General features: G+C 70.7%; 13 protein-coding genes. 4 read left to right on the top strand and 9 right to left on the bottom strand.

Annotation, left to right across the window (positions count from 1 at the left end; translation table 11 throughout):
- Positions 1-72 precede the first annotated feature (72 nt).
- The gene (locus DK427_RS00395; RefSeq protein WP_109949532.1) at positions 73-1,155 is read left to right on the top strand and encodes a DNA-binding protein; all 1,083 of its coding nucleotides are present in this window, start codon (positions 73-75) and stop codon (positions 1,153-1,155) included.
- A 69-nt stretch (positions 1,156-1,224) separates the two neighbouring features.
- Here the strand turns inward: DK427_RS00395 and DK427_RS00390 are convergent, their stop codons facing one another.
- Positions 1,225-2,667, bottom strand: coding sequence for an ADP-ribosylglycohydrolase family protein (locus DK427_RS00390; RefSeq protein WP_109949531.1), 1,443 nt, complete (start codon positions 2,665-2,667; stop codon positions 1,225-1,227).
- Between the two features lie 99 nt (positions 2,668-2,766).
- On the opposite strand from DK427_RS00390, the gene DK427_RS00385 reads away from it, so the two are divergent.
- Entirely contained in the window at positions 2,767-3,441 is a 675-nt protein-coding gene (locus tag DK427_RS00385) for a hypothetical protein (protein WP_109949530.1), read from the top strand.
- An 82-nt stretch (positions 3,442-3,523) separates the two neighbouring features.
- Here the strand turns inward: DK427_RS00385 and DK427_RS00380 are convergent, their stop codons facing one another.
- Positions 3,524-4,063: a metallophosphoesterase gene (locus DK427_RS00380; RefSeq protein WP_109949529.1), complete on the bottom strand. Its 540-nt coding sequence runs from the start codon at positions 4,061-4,063 to the stop codon at positions 3,524-3,526.
- A gap of 292 nt (positions 4,064-4,355) precedes the next feature.
- Between DK427_RS00380 and DK427_RS00375 the strand changes: the two genes are divergently transcribed.
- On the top strand, positions 4,356-4,991 hold the full coding sequence (locus tag DK427_RS00375; RefSeq protein ID WP_109949528.1) for a glutathione S-transferase family protein: 636 nt from the start codon (positions 4,356-4,358) through the stop codon (positions 4,989-4,991).
- Between the two features lie 92 nt (positions 4,992-5,083).
- On the opposite strand, the gene tehA is transcribed toward DK427_RS00375, so the two are convergent.
- Positions 5,084-6,106, bottom strand: a complete 1,023-nt coding sequence (gene tehA, locus DK427_RS00370) for a dicarboxylate transporter/tellurite-resistance protein TehA (protein ID WP_109949527.1) — start codon at positions 6,104-6,106, stop codon at positions 5,084-5,086.
- 194 nt (positions 6,107-6,300) lie between these two features.
- On the opposite strand from tehA, the gene DK427_RS00360 reads away from it, so the two are divergent.
- The gene (locus tag DK427_RS00360; RefSeq protein WP_109953900.1) at positions 6,301-7,134 is read left to right on the top strand and encodes an oxidoreductase; all 834 of its coding nucleotides are present in this window, start codon (positions 6,301-6,303) and stop codon (positions 7,132-7,134) included.
- A gap of 41 nt (positions 7,135-7,175) precedes the next feature.
- On the opposite strand, the gene DK427_RS00355 is transcribed toward DK427_RS00360, so the two are convergent.
- The 6 genes from DK427_RS00355 to DK427_RS00330 all read right to left on the bottom strand — a co-directional run bounded on the left by DK427_RS00355 (position 7,176) and on the right by DK427_RS00330 (position 12,642).
- A complete protein-coding gene (locus DK427_RS00355; RefSeq protein WP_109949525.1) occupies positions 7,176-8,066 on the bottom strand; it encodes a LysR family transcriptional regulator in 891 nt (296 codons plus the stop codon).
- Between the two features lie 119 nt (positions 8,067-8,185).
- A complete protein-coding gene (locus tag DK427_RS00350; RefSeq protein ID WP_245930729.1) occupies positions 8,186-8,515 on the bottom strand; it encodes a hypothetical protein in 330 nt (109 codons plus the stop codon).
- A gap of 29 nt (positions 8,516-8,544) precedes the next feature.
- Positions 8,545-9,009 carry a nuclear transport factor 2 family protein gene (locus tag DK427_RS00345; protein WP_109949524.1) on the bottom strand — a complete coding sequence of 155 codons (465 nt, stop codon included), beginning with the start codon at positions 9,007-9,009 and terminating at the stop codon, positions 8,545-8,547.
- A gap of 89 nt (positions 9,010-9,098) precedes the next feature.
- Entirely contained in the window at positions 9,099-11,162 is a 2,064-nt protein-coding gene (locus DK427_RS00340; protein WP_109949523.1) for a 2Fe-2S iron-sulfur cluster-binding protein, read from the bottom strand.
- A 59-nt stretch (positions 11,163-11,221) separates the two neighbouring features.
- Positions 11,222-11,839 (bottom strand): glutathione S-transferase family protein, encoded by a 618-nt coding sequence (locus tag DK427_RS00335; protein WP_109949522.1) that lies wholly within the window; start codon positions 11,837-11,839, stop codon positions 11,222-11,224.
- A 179-nt stretch (positions 11,840-12,018) separates the two neighbouring features.
- On the bottom strand, positions 12,019-12,642 hold the full coding sequence (locus DK427_RS00330) for an isochorismatase family protein (RefSeq protein WP_109949521.1): 624 nt from the start codon (positions 12,640-12,642) through the stop codon (positions 12,019-12,021).
- Positions 12,643-12,792: the final 150 nt, after the last annotated feature.

The following is a 12,792-nucleotide window of genomic DNA, read 5'->3' as shown; positions in this document are numbered from 1 at the left end:
CAAGCCCTTGGCGGTGACCGCTTCTTCACGCTCTGGCTCGATGATGGCCCCATAACCAGCGGGGCGGACGTGATGGTGGACAGAACGGAGATCTTCCAGGTCGCGGACCAGTTGCGCAGCCTTAAAGGCGAGCAGGCGGTTCGGGTATCCGTCCGGCGCGTTCGCGATAAGCTCAAACGCAGGGGCTCGTATAGCGACGTCGGACCGGTAGTGAACGACTGGAAGACCACCCGGAACTACCAACCGGTGATCGAGCTGATGCAGTTGCCTGACGCGCTGCAGAAGCGCCTAGGCGACTTCGGCAAGGCGCTACTCGACGAGGTGCAGGCATCCGAGAGCCGCGTCAGGGATTCTGAGCGGGCAAACTTCGAGATCGAGCGGGCGAGTTTCCGGGAGCTTCTAGACGAGGCCAACATGACGGTCGACGTGCTGGAATCGCGCGTCGCGGCGCTGACCGCCGAAGTCGAGCGGCTGCGCAGGGAGGGCGCCGTCGAGGCGGCGGGGCGTTCCTCAGAGGAGATGGCCGAGGAGCTGCGCCGAACCGACACCTGGGAGAAGGGCGCCGCCCTGCGGGCGCTGATGGCGCGCAGCAGGGACGAGAAGGTCGCCACGGGGGCCCAGGAGGCGTTCTGGCGGGACGTGGAGCGCGAGGTGCTGGCACTGGTGCTCAAGCGCGGCCCGATGCCGGCGGGCGACCTGCTGCAGGGCTTGCCCGCGGCGCTACTGAACCGCGGCAAGGACGTCGAGATGCCGCTCTCCGTCGGCTGGCTCCGCTTCAGGCTCCGCGCCCTGACCGGCGACGGCGGCTCCCTCGTCGAGCGCGACGGCCTGTTCGAGCCATGCGAGGCGCGTGGGAGCGCCGCACCGGGCGATCCGGCACCCTGGATGGTTGACGACGAGCCGCCGACCTCGGACGGGGACGCGGTGATGAGGGCGGTGCGCGACGTGCTGGTCCGGCACGGGCCGATGAAGCCGCGCGACATAGTCAAGAAGCTGCCGGCCGAGACTGTCGCGTTGGCCACCGCCTTCTGGAAGGACGGCCTCGACAGGTTCTCGAAGAAGATGGCCGACCGCGTCGGACCGAAGGCGTACTTCCATCGGTGCGGCGGCGGCCTCTACGCCGCGGGTCCCGGGGAGCGGGAGGTCGCGGCGTAGCGACTCCGAGGGTAACGCGTAGCGGATGTCGGCATGCGCTACGCGTGACGGCCCGGAGCGCCGGCTGCCTCAGGCCGCGAGCCGCTCGGCGCCCGCCTCGAACAGGCAGCCGGCCAGCAACTCGATCCGCTCGCGCCAAGCCAGCCTGCCGAGCCACTCGTCCGGGATGGCCGAGGCGCCGTACAGCGCGCCCGCGATCTGCCCCGCGACCGCGGCGGTGGTGTCGGCGTCCTCACCGAGGTTGGCTGCGAGCAGCACGGCGTCCCTGAAGGTCGAGGTGCGCGACACCGCCCAGAGAGCCGCGTGCAGGGAGGCCACCACGTAGCCGGTGCCTCGCACCTCGCGGCGGGCCTGGCCGAGCCGGAAGCCGCGGACGCGGCCAGCGGCTGCCGAGGCGACAAGATCCGGCAGGGTGGTGCCATGAATGGCCGACGCCAGGAGGTGGGCGAGGATCTCGCAGCCCTCGACGGCCTCGGGCGCGCCGTGGGTGGTGCGGGACTGGTCGCGGGCGACCCGCAGCAGGGTATCCCAGTCCCGCCAGTGCCGGACCGCGACGGGGGCGAGGCGCATGATCGAGCCGTTGCCGGCGGTGTCCGGGGTCGTCGAGCCGGCGAAGGCGTCCCCGGTCCGCTCGAACCGGCGCAGCGCGGCGGCAGTGGTGACCCCGATGTCGAAACAGCGTCCGGTGCAGGAGAAGATGCCCTCTCTGTACCAGGCGACGAACCGGCGCATCAGGTGCCTCGGGTCGAGGTCGGGCGCGGCGAGAAGGCTGTCGGCGAGCGCCAGGGCCATCGCGGTGTCGTCCGTCCACTGCCCGGCCTGCAGCCTGAACGGCCCGCCCCCGACCATGTCGGAGAGCACGGCTTGGGCGGGCTTGGCGGAGAACTCGATGGTGGTGCCGACGGCGTCGCCCACCGCCAGGCCGAGCATCGCGCCGACGGCGCGGTCCCGGGCTCCGGCCTCGTCGGGCCGCGGGAGGTCCTGGGGCCGCCCCCGGCGCACCCACGCCTCCTGGGCGCGAGTCTCGACGGCACGCGGATCGCGCGCCCGGCGGACCGCGGCGATGGCCGCCTCGGGGCCGGCGCCCATCTCGACGAGCAGGCGGGCGGCGACCATGCCGGCGCGCCCGAGGCCGCCCCGGCAGTGGACCAGCACGCGGTTGCCCGCGGCGACCAGGGCGCGCAGCCGGGCCGAATGCCGGGGCCAGCCGGCCTCGAAGGCGGCATCAGGCACGTCGACGTCGCGGATGGGGAGGTGGTGCCACTCCATGAAGCGCGTCCGGACCTCCTCGCCGATGGCTGAGATGCGGTAGCGGTCGAGCTCGTCCGCCTGCATCAGGGTGACCACCGCCGCGGCGCCCCAGGCGGCGACCGCGTCGAGATCCGCCGCGAGGTCGCGGTCGTGGGGGCCCGTCAGCCCCGACGCCTGCTTCTTGCCCGGAGCGAAGGTGATGCCGATCATGCCGCCCATGGTCCCGGCGGGCAGTTCGGCGATGCGGAGGTCGTTGGTCATGACGCGTTCCCGTGTGGCTTGTGACGGGGTCACGGTAGGCCCGGCGGGGCGCCCGGACGGGTCGCGTCGGAATTTTCCGGGTTCGGTGTCGAGGGCGTGATGGGTGCTTTCGTCGCGTTCTACTGGACCTTCCCGGTGCGCTGGGCCGGCTTCCTCGACCTTCCGGACGATGCGGCGCGGGCCGCCGAGGCGAGCCGGACGGTCGCCTACCAGCGCGCCCTGGCCCGACGGTTCGTCGAGTGGGAGAACGGCAGCCTCGTCCACGAGGTCGCGGCGATGGAGGTGAGCCCCGACCGGGGCACGTTTGCCATCGAGGGCGACGTCGCCCGGGCGGGGCGCCTGTGCCGGGAGGCGGACGCGACGCTCCTGCACGTCGACTTCCACAAGAACGGCGGCTGGCGGCCGCACCCGTTTCTCGGCGAGGCACTCTCGGCCCTGCGGGGCACCGGGGTGCCGGTGCTGGGCTTGCCGGCGGACGCGATCATGCTCGACGGACGGCCCTTCGACCCGGCGGAGCACTTCTCGCTTTGGCGGGTCCGCGACGCCGAGGAGCGGGACCGCAGGCGGCGGGAGGTTCCGGCGGCGCTCGCAGCTGCGCTGGCCGAGGTGCCCGAGGGCCGCGGGCGTTGGAAGGCGGTGGCGGGTCTCCTGAATGAGCGGGAGGTGCCGACCTTCGGGGGCGGGACGACCTGGACGCCCGACAACGTCCGCAAGGCCGCCAAGGATGTCGAAGAGTTCGCCGGGTATGCCTCCAGGCCCATGAGGACGGATTGAGCGACTCCGAGGGCAATAGGTAACGGGTACCGGCATCCGCTACCCGTTTTGAGGGGTCCGGCTGGCACCCGCGAAGCGCCGGTCAACCGGCGGTATTCTCGGCCAGGCGGACCCGGATCTGGTCGAACGTGGCTGGCCGGAAGCCGAAGCAGTCGACGCCGACGTCGGTGCTGGCTGCGGTGCCCGGCAGTGTGCCGTGGGAGTGCCCGTAGAGGTGGATGTCGCCGCGGTGCATGCGAGGCCAGACCCTGCAGGCGTAGTGGAACATGAAGATGCCGACCGGGGCGCCAGTCACCGGATCGGGTACCACGGTCCGGGCGACGTCGACGACTGGCGCGTCCCACGGAAGGCGGGCGCCGACCTTGTCGTGGTTGCCTCGCACCAGGAGCTTCCGCCCGTTGAGGCGGCGGAAGATCGCGAGGGCGCGTTCCTCGGGGCAGCGGTAGCAGAAGTCGCCGAGATGCCAGACGGTGTCCTCCGGCCGAACGGCGGTGTTCCAGTTCGCGACCAGCGCCTCGTCGTGCTCCTCGATGGAGGCGAACGGACGAGGAGCTTGCATCCTTGGCGAGAGGATGCCGGCATGCCCGAAATGTGTATCCGAGACAAAGAGTTGGCGTGACATGTGAGCCTCGCGGGAAGCGGAGGCTCGGCAAGCGGCGGCACTCCGGCTGTCAGACGGTCGGGTTCTGGCTCGCGTGTTTCATGGAAGTCTCTCCCGAGGCATGGCGACCGTGTCGTGTCCATGGTGCGGCTGCAACCCCAAACCCCACGGATCCACACCCAGCCTAATGACTGGCCGGGCCGGCGGCTCCGCCCTCCGCCCAGACTGGGTGCAGGATGGCGGCGTTCGCTTACGACGCCCTAGTTCATGGGCCGGGAAGACGCCGACGCCATCCGGATGGAGAGAAGCCGCCATGATCACGCTCTACACCTGGTCGACCCCGAACGGTCGTAAGATCCCGATCATGCTGGAGGAGTGCGGGCTGCCCTACACGGTGGTGCCGGTGAACATCGGCAACAACGAGCAGTTCGCCCCCAACTTCCTGAAGGTCTCGCCCAACAACAAGATCCCGGCCATCGTCGACGACGAGGCGGAGGGCGGCCCGTTGTCCGTCTTCGAGAGCGGCGCGATCCTCACTTATCTCGCCGAGAAGACGGGGCGCTTCCTCGCCCCGTCCGGTCCGGCCCGCTACAAGGCCCTGGAGTGGCTGCACTGGCAGATCGGCGGCCTCGGGCCGATGCTGGGGCAGCTCGGCTTCTTCGCGGTGCGCTCCGACGAGAAGGCGCCCCTGGCCATCAAGCGGTTCACTGACGAGGCCGACCGGCTGCTGCGCGTGATGAACAAGCGCCTCGGCGAGGGCCCCTACCTGGCGGGTGCGGACTACTCCATCGCGGACATAGCCTGCTACGCCTGGACCCTGGCGGCGACGTCCTTCCTGAAGGAGCCGCTCAAGGACACGCTTGGCTCAGTCCCGAACGTGCACGCTTGGCTGGAGCGGGTCGGCGAGCGCCCAGCTGTGAAGAAGGGCATGGAAGTGCCGAAAACCTGACGTCGGTCGGGACCGTGCCGCTAACGGGCGGCAGGTCGCTTTCGTGCCAGGATCTCCGGTCGTTGAGTGGTCGTAGTCGGCAGGCTGGGCGCTCACGCTCGCGCCTGGCCGGCCGGCGACGGGAACATCATTCCGCGCGCCAGGAGCGTGATGGTCATCGCCGCGAGGCCGAGGATCAGACCGTTCGCGGCGATGAACAGCACAGGGGCGAGGAGGGCGACCGCACCGGTGTCGCCGTGAGCGACCAGGCGAACTGGCGCCGTGGCCATGGCCGTCGCCCCGAAGCTGAAGGCCCACAATCCGGGCACGAGACCGGCCTTTGCGATCCAGGGAGCCAGCCGGGCCAGGACCAGGACCTGGAGCAGGCCGTAGCCGATCAAGGCGTGCGCGAAGACGTCCGGCGCCCCGCCGCCGACCGAGAGGTAGGCCACCGCCCCGACCGGCGCGGGCGCCAACTGGATGCCCAGGGTCGGCCGCAGGGCGGCAGGCTTCTCGGTCCCGGTCAGCAGGCGATGGAGCAGCACCGATTCCATCGCGAGCCAGGAGAACAGGCCGGCCCCGAACGCGAGCTGATCCCAATCGGCGAGACCGATGGCAGCGCCCACCGTCGCCGTGACGAAGCTGCCGGCCACGGTCGGCAGGTACAGCACCGCAGTCGTGGTGCCGTGGTCCCGGCCGCCTTGCCAGAGACCGCCCGTCCGCCAGACCGCGAAGCCGAGCGTGAACAGGAAGCCGAGGCCGAACAGGACGGTGGCCGCTCCGGGCGAGTAAGTGACGAACCCGCCCGCCACGAGCATGGTCGCCACGCCGGCGAGACCGATGAAGCAGCACTGGACCGGATGGGCGACCTCGGCGGCCAGCTTGTCGGGAGCGAGAATAGCCTTGAGGGCATAGAGGACGACGAGCACGGCCCAGACCGCGCCGGCGAGTGTGTAGACCGCCTCCCCGACGAATGCGGGCAGGTGCCAGGCGAGCGAGGCCGCGCGCCAGGCGCCGCCGAGGCCGGCCAGCCCCAGCACGATGCCGAAGTAGGCGGCCGGCGTGTTCGCGGCGATGTCCCTGAGGCGCTGCGCGAGGTGGAGGTGTGGGCCGCCGACGAGAGATAGTGTGTTCATGATTACGTCCTGCGAAGCCGGGATGTCGTTAGGCGGGCGCTGCGCTCACCACTTCTCGATCAGGATGATAATGGACGGCGGTCCCAGCCTTTATTCCTCTCTTGGTAATGGAGAGGTTCGCGACGCGATGCTTGAGGACGAGCGCTCGGCCACCGATCTCGGCCTTGTCGAAGCATGAAGAAGCGGTGGTGAAGATGGATAGGACGTGGTTCGTCACGGGCTCGTCTCGGGGGCTCGGCCGGGCCTTGGCCCTGGCCGTCGTCGCGGCGGGGGAGCGGCTCTGCGCGACGGCGCGCGACCCTGTCGCGCTCGCAGACCTCGTCGAGGCCGGCGGCGAGCGCGTGCTGGCGCTGCCCCTCGACGTCACTGACGACGCGGCGGCGCGCCGGACGGTCGAAGCCGCGGCGGAGCGGTTCGGTCGGATCGACGTGGTCGTCAACAATGCCGGCTACGGCGACCTCGCGCCCATCGAGGACACCGACCTCGCCTCGTTCCGGGCGCAGGTCGAGGCGAACCTGTTCGGGGTCGTCCACGTGACCAAGGCGGCCATCCCGCTACTCCGGAGGCAACGCCGCGGGCATTTCCTGCAGGTTTCCTCCATCGGTGGGCGAACCGGCGCAACTGGTCGCGGCCCGTACTCGGCCGCGAAGTTCGGCGTGGAGGGGTTCTCCGAGGTCCTGGCTATCGAGATGAAGCCCTTCGGCGTGCACGTTACCATCGTGGAGCCCGGCGGCTTCCGCACCGACTTCGCGGGCTCGTCGACGCGGGTCGCTGAGGGCAACCCGGCCTACGCCGAGACGGTCGGCAAGGTCGCCGCCATGCAGCGGTCCTACGACGGCAAGCAGCCCGGGGACCCGGAGCGCGCCGCCCGGGCGATGATGGCGGTCGTCTCGGCGAAAACTCCGCCGTTGCGCTTGGTTCTGGGTAGCGACGCCTACGCGCGAGCTGAGGCAGGCGACGAGGCCCGGCTGGCCGAGCTGCGCGCTTGGCGCGACCTCAGCCTATCGACCGACTTCGGCGACCGATAACCCCATCGGGCGGGGATCATCTGAGGCTTCGGCGCGGAGCTTCAGTTGAGGAGGCGGTTTCCGCGGAGCGCCGCAACCGCCATATCGACGAAGGTCCTGACCTTCGCCGGCGCTTGGCGCCCCTCGGGGTACAGCACGTGGATGGGCAGCGGCGACTCCTCGTAATCGGCGAGCACGACCTGCAGCTTCCCTTCCAGCAAGGCGGAGCCGATCTGGTAGTGAAGCACCCGCGTGAGGCCCCAGCCCGCCATGGCCGCGGCGATGCCGGCCTCATTGGTGTTGCTCACAAGGGCGGGATGGACCGTCACGCGCTGGTCCTGCCCGAAGCGCCACTCCGTCGACGCCCAGGCGCCCGTCGACATCGCGAGGCGATGGTCCCTCAGGTCCTGCGGTGTCTGCGGGACGCCGTGCCGCTCGAAATAGGCCGGCGCGCCGCAGACGACGCGGCGCACCGAGCCGACCCTGGCGGCCGTGAAGCCGGAATCGGGCAGGTGGCCGATGCGGACGGCGACGTCGATGCCCTCCTCGACGATGTTGACCGGCCGGTCGACGAACAGCGTCCGCGCGGACATGGTCGGGTAGGCGTCGAGGTAGTCGGTCACGATGGGCAGCACGTGCATGTGGCCGAACAGGACCGATCCGGTCACGGCGAGCGTACCGGACGGCGTCGTGTAGGAGCCTGCCGCGGCGGCCTCGGCCTCAACGATGTCGGCCAGGATGCGCCGGCAATCCTCGTAGTAGCGCCCTCCGGCCTCGGTGAGCTTCACCGAGCGCGTGGTGCGCACGAACAGGCGGGCGCCGATGGTCTCCTCAAGCGCGGCGACGGCCCGTGTCACGGCCGGCGGGCTCATGTGCATCAGGCGCGCCGTCTCGGCGAAGCTCGCGGTCTCCGCGACCTTGGCGAAGATGCGCATGGCCTGCCAGCGGTCCATGTCCCTGCTCCCCCCGTCCCGGGCGGCCCGACCATCGTGGCCGTGACGAATACAGACGTTCGCGTCAGCGCGCCGCGGTGCCGTGACCGGATGGTAAACCGCGCGCGACGCCCGCGCCCCTAGCCGGCGGGCAATGCGGCGAAGCTCTCGGCGAGGCGCTCGATCTCGCGGCAGACCTCCGCAGATATGCCCGACCTGGCGGCACGCTCGCGCTCGTCGGCGAGACGGTCGCCGTCATGCGCGGCGGCCGCGAGGGCTAGCGCCAGGGCGCGCGACGTCCGCGCGTCGAAGCTGCGCCCCTGCCGAGCGGCGTCGATCTCGGCGCCGCACAGCCCCAGCCTGCGGGCCTCGGCTTCCCGGTCCGCGGAGACGGGCACGTCACGGTTCCCGTCGACCAAGGCGAGCGCGATGGACAGGCGTGCCCGCCCATCCAGGGTGAAGGACGACATGGTCGGGCTCCTAGTCTTGGAGAGGCGCTTCAGAAGCCGAACTGGCTGAGACCCGGGTGGTTGTCGGGACGGCGTCCGAGCGGCCAGCGGAACTTACGGTCCTCCTCCCGGATCGGGTGCTCGTTGATGCTGGCGTGGCGCGCCCGCATCAACCCGTCCTCGGCGAACTCCCAGTTCTCGTTGCCGTAGGCCCGGAACCATTGGCCGCTGTCGTCGCGGTACTCGTAGGCGTAGCGAACCGCGATGCGGTTGCCGGTGAAGGCCCAGAGCTCCTTGATCAGGCGGTAGTCCAGCTCGCGGTTCCACTTGCGGGTGAGGAAGGCCTGGGCCTCGTCGCGGCTGGTGACGAACTCGGCCCGGTTCCGCCAACGCGTGTCGGTCGTGTAGGCCAGGGCGACCTTGGCCGGATCGCGGCTGTTCCAGCCGTCCTCGGCGAGGCGGACCTTCTCGATGGCGCTCTCTTCGGTGAAAGGCGGCAGCGGGGGACGGGACATCGATTTCTCCTCGGGGTTCTCGGGGTGGATGCGTGTCGAGAGGGCGGTCGGCGGGTCGGCGGGAGGGGCCCCTGCGCCATCGCCGCCGGTCAGAGGGCGAGATGGACGGGCCCGCTACCCGCGGCCGGGGTGGCCGAGCAGATCAGCACCTCGTCGTCGGCGTGGGGCGCGGTGGGCGCCTTTGCGTAGGTGACGGCACCTTTCAGGAGCTTGGTTTTGCAGGTGCCGCAGGTCCCGGTCCGGCAGCTGAACTCCGGGCTGAGGCCGCGGGCCTCGGCAAGTTCCAGCAGCGACCCCGAACCCGGTGTCCAGCGTACCTCCTTCGACGAATTCAGGAAGGCGACCGGGACCGGCTCCGTCGATGTGGGCGGCAGCTTGGTCGCCTCGGCGTCCGCCGGAACGCTCCTGACCAGCGACGAGGGGCCGAAGGTCTCGGCGTGGATGCGGTTGTCGGCGATGTTAAGACCCCGCAGCCCGTCGTAGAGCGCCTGCGTGAAGGCGGTCGGGCCGCAGAGGTAGAAGTCGTAGTCGCCGAACGGCAGCACGCGGGCGAGCAGCGCCATGTCGATCCGGCCGGCGACGTCATAGTCGACGCCTTCCACGGCATCCCCGGGCGCGCTCAGCACCCGCACGACCTTCACCGCGCTCTGGGCCGCGGCGGCGAGCTCCGCCACCTCCCTATCGAAGGGACGCTCGTCCTTGGAGCGGGCCGCCTGGATCAGGGTGGTCGGCCGGATGCCGCGGGTGCGCAGGCCCTCGTAGACGACGTGGCGCAGCATCGCGAGGAGCGGGGTGATGCCGATGCCGCCGGCGAGCAGCACGGCGGGCCGCTTGGCCCGGGCGTCGATGGTGAAGCCGCCGGCCGGCGCGCGCGCCTCGACCACGTCGCCGAACCTCAGCGTGTCGTGGAGGTGCCGGGACACCGCGCCGTCGCGCTTGACGCTGATCCGGTAGACGGCATCCGAGGGCGCGACCGAGAGCGTGTAGGTGCGGATGACCGGCTTGTCCGCGCCGGGGAGCTGCACGCGGATGGGCAGGTGCTGCCCCGCCTGGTGCGGGATCAGCCCGGACCCGTCCGCAGGCTGGAGGTGGAAGGAGCGGATCGCGCGGCTCTCGTCGACGATCTTCGTGACCGTGAACGGGCGCCACTGCGTCGCGAGGTCTGCGGCCCGGAGCCGGTCGGCGGCCTCGCGCCAGTCGCCGGTCATCAGGGAATTCGGCGACCAGCCGTCCGCCCGGAAGGTCCAGCGCAGGGGCAGCGCGCCCCGCCGTCGCACGACCCGGCGGGGCCGGAACGTCCAGAGCCGCTCGGCGCCCTGGAAGGCCGCGATCTCCGGCGAGGACAGGACGACCTCGGCGTCGCCGGTCATCTGCAGCAGGTCGCCGGTTTCAAAGTCGGCGAAGACGAGGCCGGCCTTGCCGTTCAGGAGGATGTTGCCCAGTGTCGCGAAGAAGAGGTTGCCTGCGAAGTCGGGGACCGTGAGCGCGCCGTCCTCGGCGACCCGGACGAAGCCGGCCTTGCCGCCGCGGTGTGAGACGTCGACCTGGCGTCGGCCGTCGCGCTCGGCGTAGGAGGCGACGAAGAAGGTGTCGGCGGTCTCTATCGTGGCGCGCGCTTCCGCGTCGAGCGCGGTGCTCTCCTCGACGGTGCCCGCGAAAGGCTCACTCGGGTCGCGGACGAAGGCGACGTCGCGCAGCTGGATGTACTGCGGGCAGTTGCCGAAACTCTGGTCGACGGCGAAGCCTATGACGCCGTCCGCCATCGAACGGATCAGGCCGTTGACGCGGTTGCGTCGGCGCGTGTGCAACTCGATCCCGAGGAGCCCGATGGCGTCGCCGTCGCGCAGGCCCTGGCTTGCCGGGTCGCTCGGATCCGGCCGCACCGCGATGTCGAGGGTCGTCGGGTCGGGGGAGCCGATGAAGCCGGGGGCACCCGCGATCAGGGTCGCCCAGGCGTCGCCCTGCGGGTCGACGGTGCCGGCCACGATGAAGGGGATCTGCTCGTAGAAGGCGCGGTGCTGGTCGGGCATGAAGTCCCGCACCACGCGCCGGCCTACCTCCTCCATCCGCTCGGCCACGCCGACCTGCTGCTGGATGGCCCTCTCGCCCGGATGCCAGGGCGAGGACTTCGTCATCGTCGTACCGTCGCTCATGTTGCTCTCCCATCCATTCCGGTCGGGGCGCACCCAGAGGTGCGCCCCGACCCGCGAGGTCACGCGGCGGCGGTGAGGCCTGCCGGGGTCTGGACGAAAGGGAGGAAGCCCGGCAGGGCCTCGATCCGGCGCAGGTACCCGTTGACGATGGGATAGCCGGAGAGGTCGACGTTGCCCTCGGGCGCGCGCGCCAGGTAGCTGTAGAGCGCGACGTCCGCGATGGTGGGGCGCTCGCCGACCAGCCAATCACGCCCGGTGAGATGGGCCTCCAGGCGACCGAGCAGCGTGTGCGCCCGGCCGATCACCTCCTCCGGGTTGAACTTGGCGCCGAACACGGTGACGAGACGCGCGGCCGCCGGGCCGTAGGCGAGCTCGCCGGCCGCCACCGACAGCCAGCGCTGCACGGCGGCCTCGCCCTCAGCGTCCTCCGGCAGCCAGTCCGTGCGCCCGAGCTTGCGCGCCACGTAGACGAGGATGGCGTTCGAGTCCGAGATGACCGTCCCGTCGTCGTCGAGCACCGGCACCTGCCCAAACGGATTTAGGGCGAGGAACTCGGGCCGCTTGTGGGCGCTAGCCTTCAGGTCGACCTCGACAGCCTCGTGGGGCACGCCGAGCAACGAGAGGAACAGGCGGGCCCGGTGCGCGTGGCCCGAGAGGGGGTGGTGGTAGAGCTTCATGACCGCGTTCCCTTGCTTTCGGACCGGGCAAAGCCCCGAACCGCAGGGACAAGGTGCCCCGGTGGGCGCGCGGCGAGAATGCTTGCCCTTGGCAGTTCATTGTTGTCGCGAGCGGAACAATCCAACGCGAGGGGAGCCGGTCGTCGCCGTGCGGTCGGTGTCCGGCCCCCTCCAAGCCGTTACGCCTGCCCCTTGGCGGCCAGGAACCCGGCGTAGTTGTTGCCGGCGAAGGGCAGGTGGTCGCCCATCAGCTTGGCGTGCGCCTCGCCGGTGGCGGACTGCCAATGCGCCAGAAGCTCGGCGCCGACCGCGACCCAGTTGATCGGCACGATGCCGGCCTGGACCATGCGGGTGATGGCCGCGTCCTCGACGAGCTTGCTCCAGGTGCCGGAGGCGTCGACGACCGCGTAGACGTCGTAGCCCGCCTCCTTCGCCGACAGGGCCGCGAAGGCGACGCACACGTCCGTCGAGATCCCTGCGATCAGGAGCTTCTTGCGGCCGGTGGCCTTCACGGCAGCGGCGAAGTCGGCGTTGTCGAAGGCGTTGATCTCGCCCGGCCGGTGTACCACGGCGGCGTTCGGCAGGCCGTGGGCCACGACCGGCATGATCGGTCCGTTCGGGCCGTCCGAGGCACTGGTCGTGATCACGGCCGGCAGGTCGTAGACCTGCGCGATGGTGACAAGCGCCTTGACGTTGTTCAGGAAGTCCGCGGGCGACTGGGTCTGCACGCCGTTGGCGAGCCCGGTTTGGTGGTCGACGAACAGGACGGCGGCGTTCTCGGCGGTCAATCTCTCGTAGGACATGACATTCTCCTTCGGGTGGGGCGGGTCCGCTCCGGAGCCGCCTGACACCACGAAGATGCCGTCCCGTATCCGGCTCCACTAGCCGCCATTGCAAGCACACTGCGTCCCTGGATGCGGGACGCAGGCAGGATGGCTATCCCCTTAGGGCTG

It is taken from the genome of Methylobacterium radiodurans, assembly GCF_003173735.1.
In the GTDB taxonomy this organism is placed as follows: Bacteria; Pseudomonadota; Alphaproteobacteria; order Rhizobiales; family Beijerinckiaceae; genus Methylobacterium; species Methylobacterium radiodurans.
This window is presented reverse-complemented; position numbering and strand designations above follow the sequence as displayed.

What these genes read in the sequence shown, in the direction of transcription:
- DK427_RS00350 (WP_245930729.1), bottom strand. Translation starts at nt 8,515, where the DNA reads ATGTCGTCCTTCACCCTGGATGGGCGGGCACGCCTGTCCATCGCGCTC.
- DK427_RS00340 (WP_109949523.1), bottom strand. Translation starts at nt 11,162, where the DNA reads ATGAGCGACGGTACGACGATGACGAAGTCCTCGCCCTGGCATCCGGGC.
- DK427_RS00390 (WP_109949531.1), bottom strand. Translation starts at nt 2,667, where the DNA reads ATGACCAACGACCTCCGCATCGCCGAACTGCCCGCCGGGACCATGGGC.
- DK427_RS00335 (WP_109949522.1), bottom strand. Translation starts at nt 11,839, where the DNA reads ATGAAGCTCTACCACCACCCCCTCTCGGGCCACGCGCACCGGGCCCGC.
- DK427_RS00345 (WP_109949524.1), bottom strand. Translation starts at nt 9,009, where the DNA reads ATGTCCCGTCCCCCGCTGCCGCCTTTCACCGAAGAGAGCGCCATCGAG.
- tehA (WP_109949527.1), bottom strand. Translation starts at nt 6,106, where the DNA reads ATGAACACACTATCTCTCGTCGGCGGCCCACACCTCCACCTCGCGCAG.
- DK427_RS00395 (WP_109949532.1), top strand. Translation starts at nt 73, where the DNA reads ATGGTGGACAGAACGGAGATCTTCCAGGTCGCGGACCAGTTGCGCAGC.
- DK427_RS00330 (WP_109949521.1), bottom strand. Translation starts at nt 12,642, where the DNA reads ATGTCCTACGAGAGATTGACCGCCGAGAACGCCGCCGTCCTGTTCGTC.
- DK427_RS00385 (WP_109949530.1), top strand. Translation starts at nt 2,767, where the DNA reads ATGGGTGCTTTCGTCGCGTTCTACTGGACCTTCCCGGTGCGCTGGGCC.
- DK427_RS00375 (WP_109949528.1), top strand. Translation starts at nt 4,356, where the DNA reads ATGATCACGCTCTACACCTGGTCGACCCCGAACGGTCGTAAGATCCCG.
- DK427_RS00380 (WP_109949529.1), bottom strand. Translation starts at nt 4,063, where the DNA reads ATGTCACGCCAACTCTTTGTCTCGGATACACATTTCGGGCATGCCGGC.
- DK427_RS00360 (WP_109953900.1), top strand. Translation starts at nt 6,301, where the DNA reads ATGGATAGGACGTGGTTCGTCACGGGCTCGTCTCGGGGGCTCGGCCGG.
- DK427_RS00355 (WP_109949525.1), bottom strand. Translation starts at nt 8,066, where the DNA reads ATGGACCGCTGGCAGGCCATGCGCATCTTCGCCAAGGTCGCGGAGACC.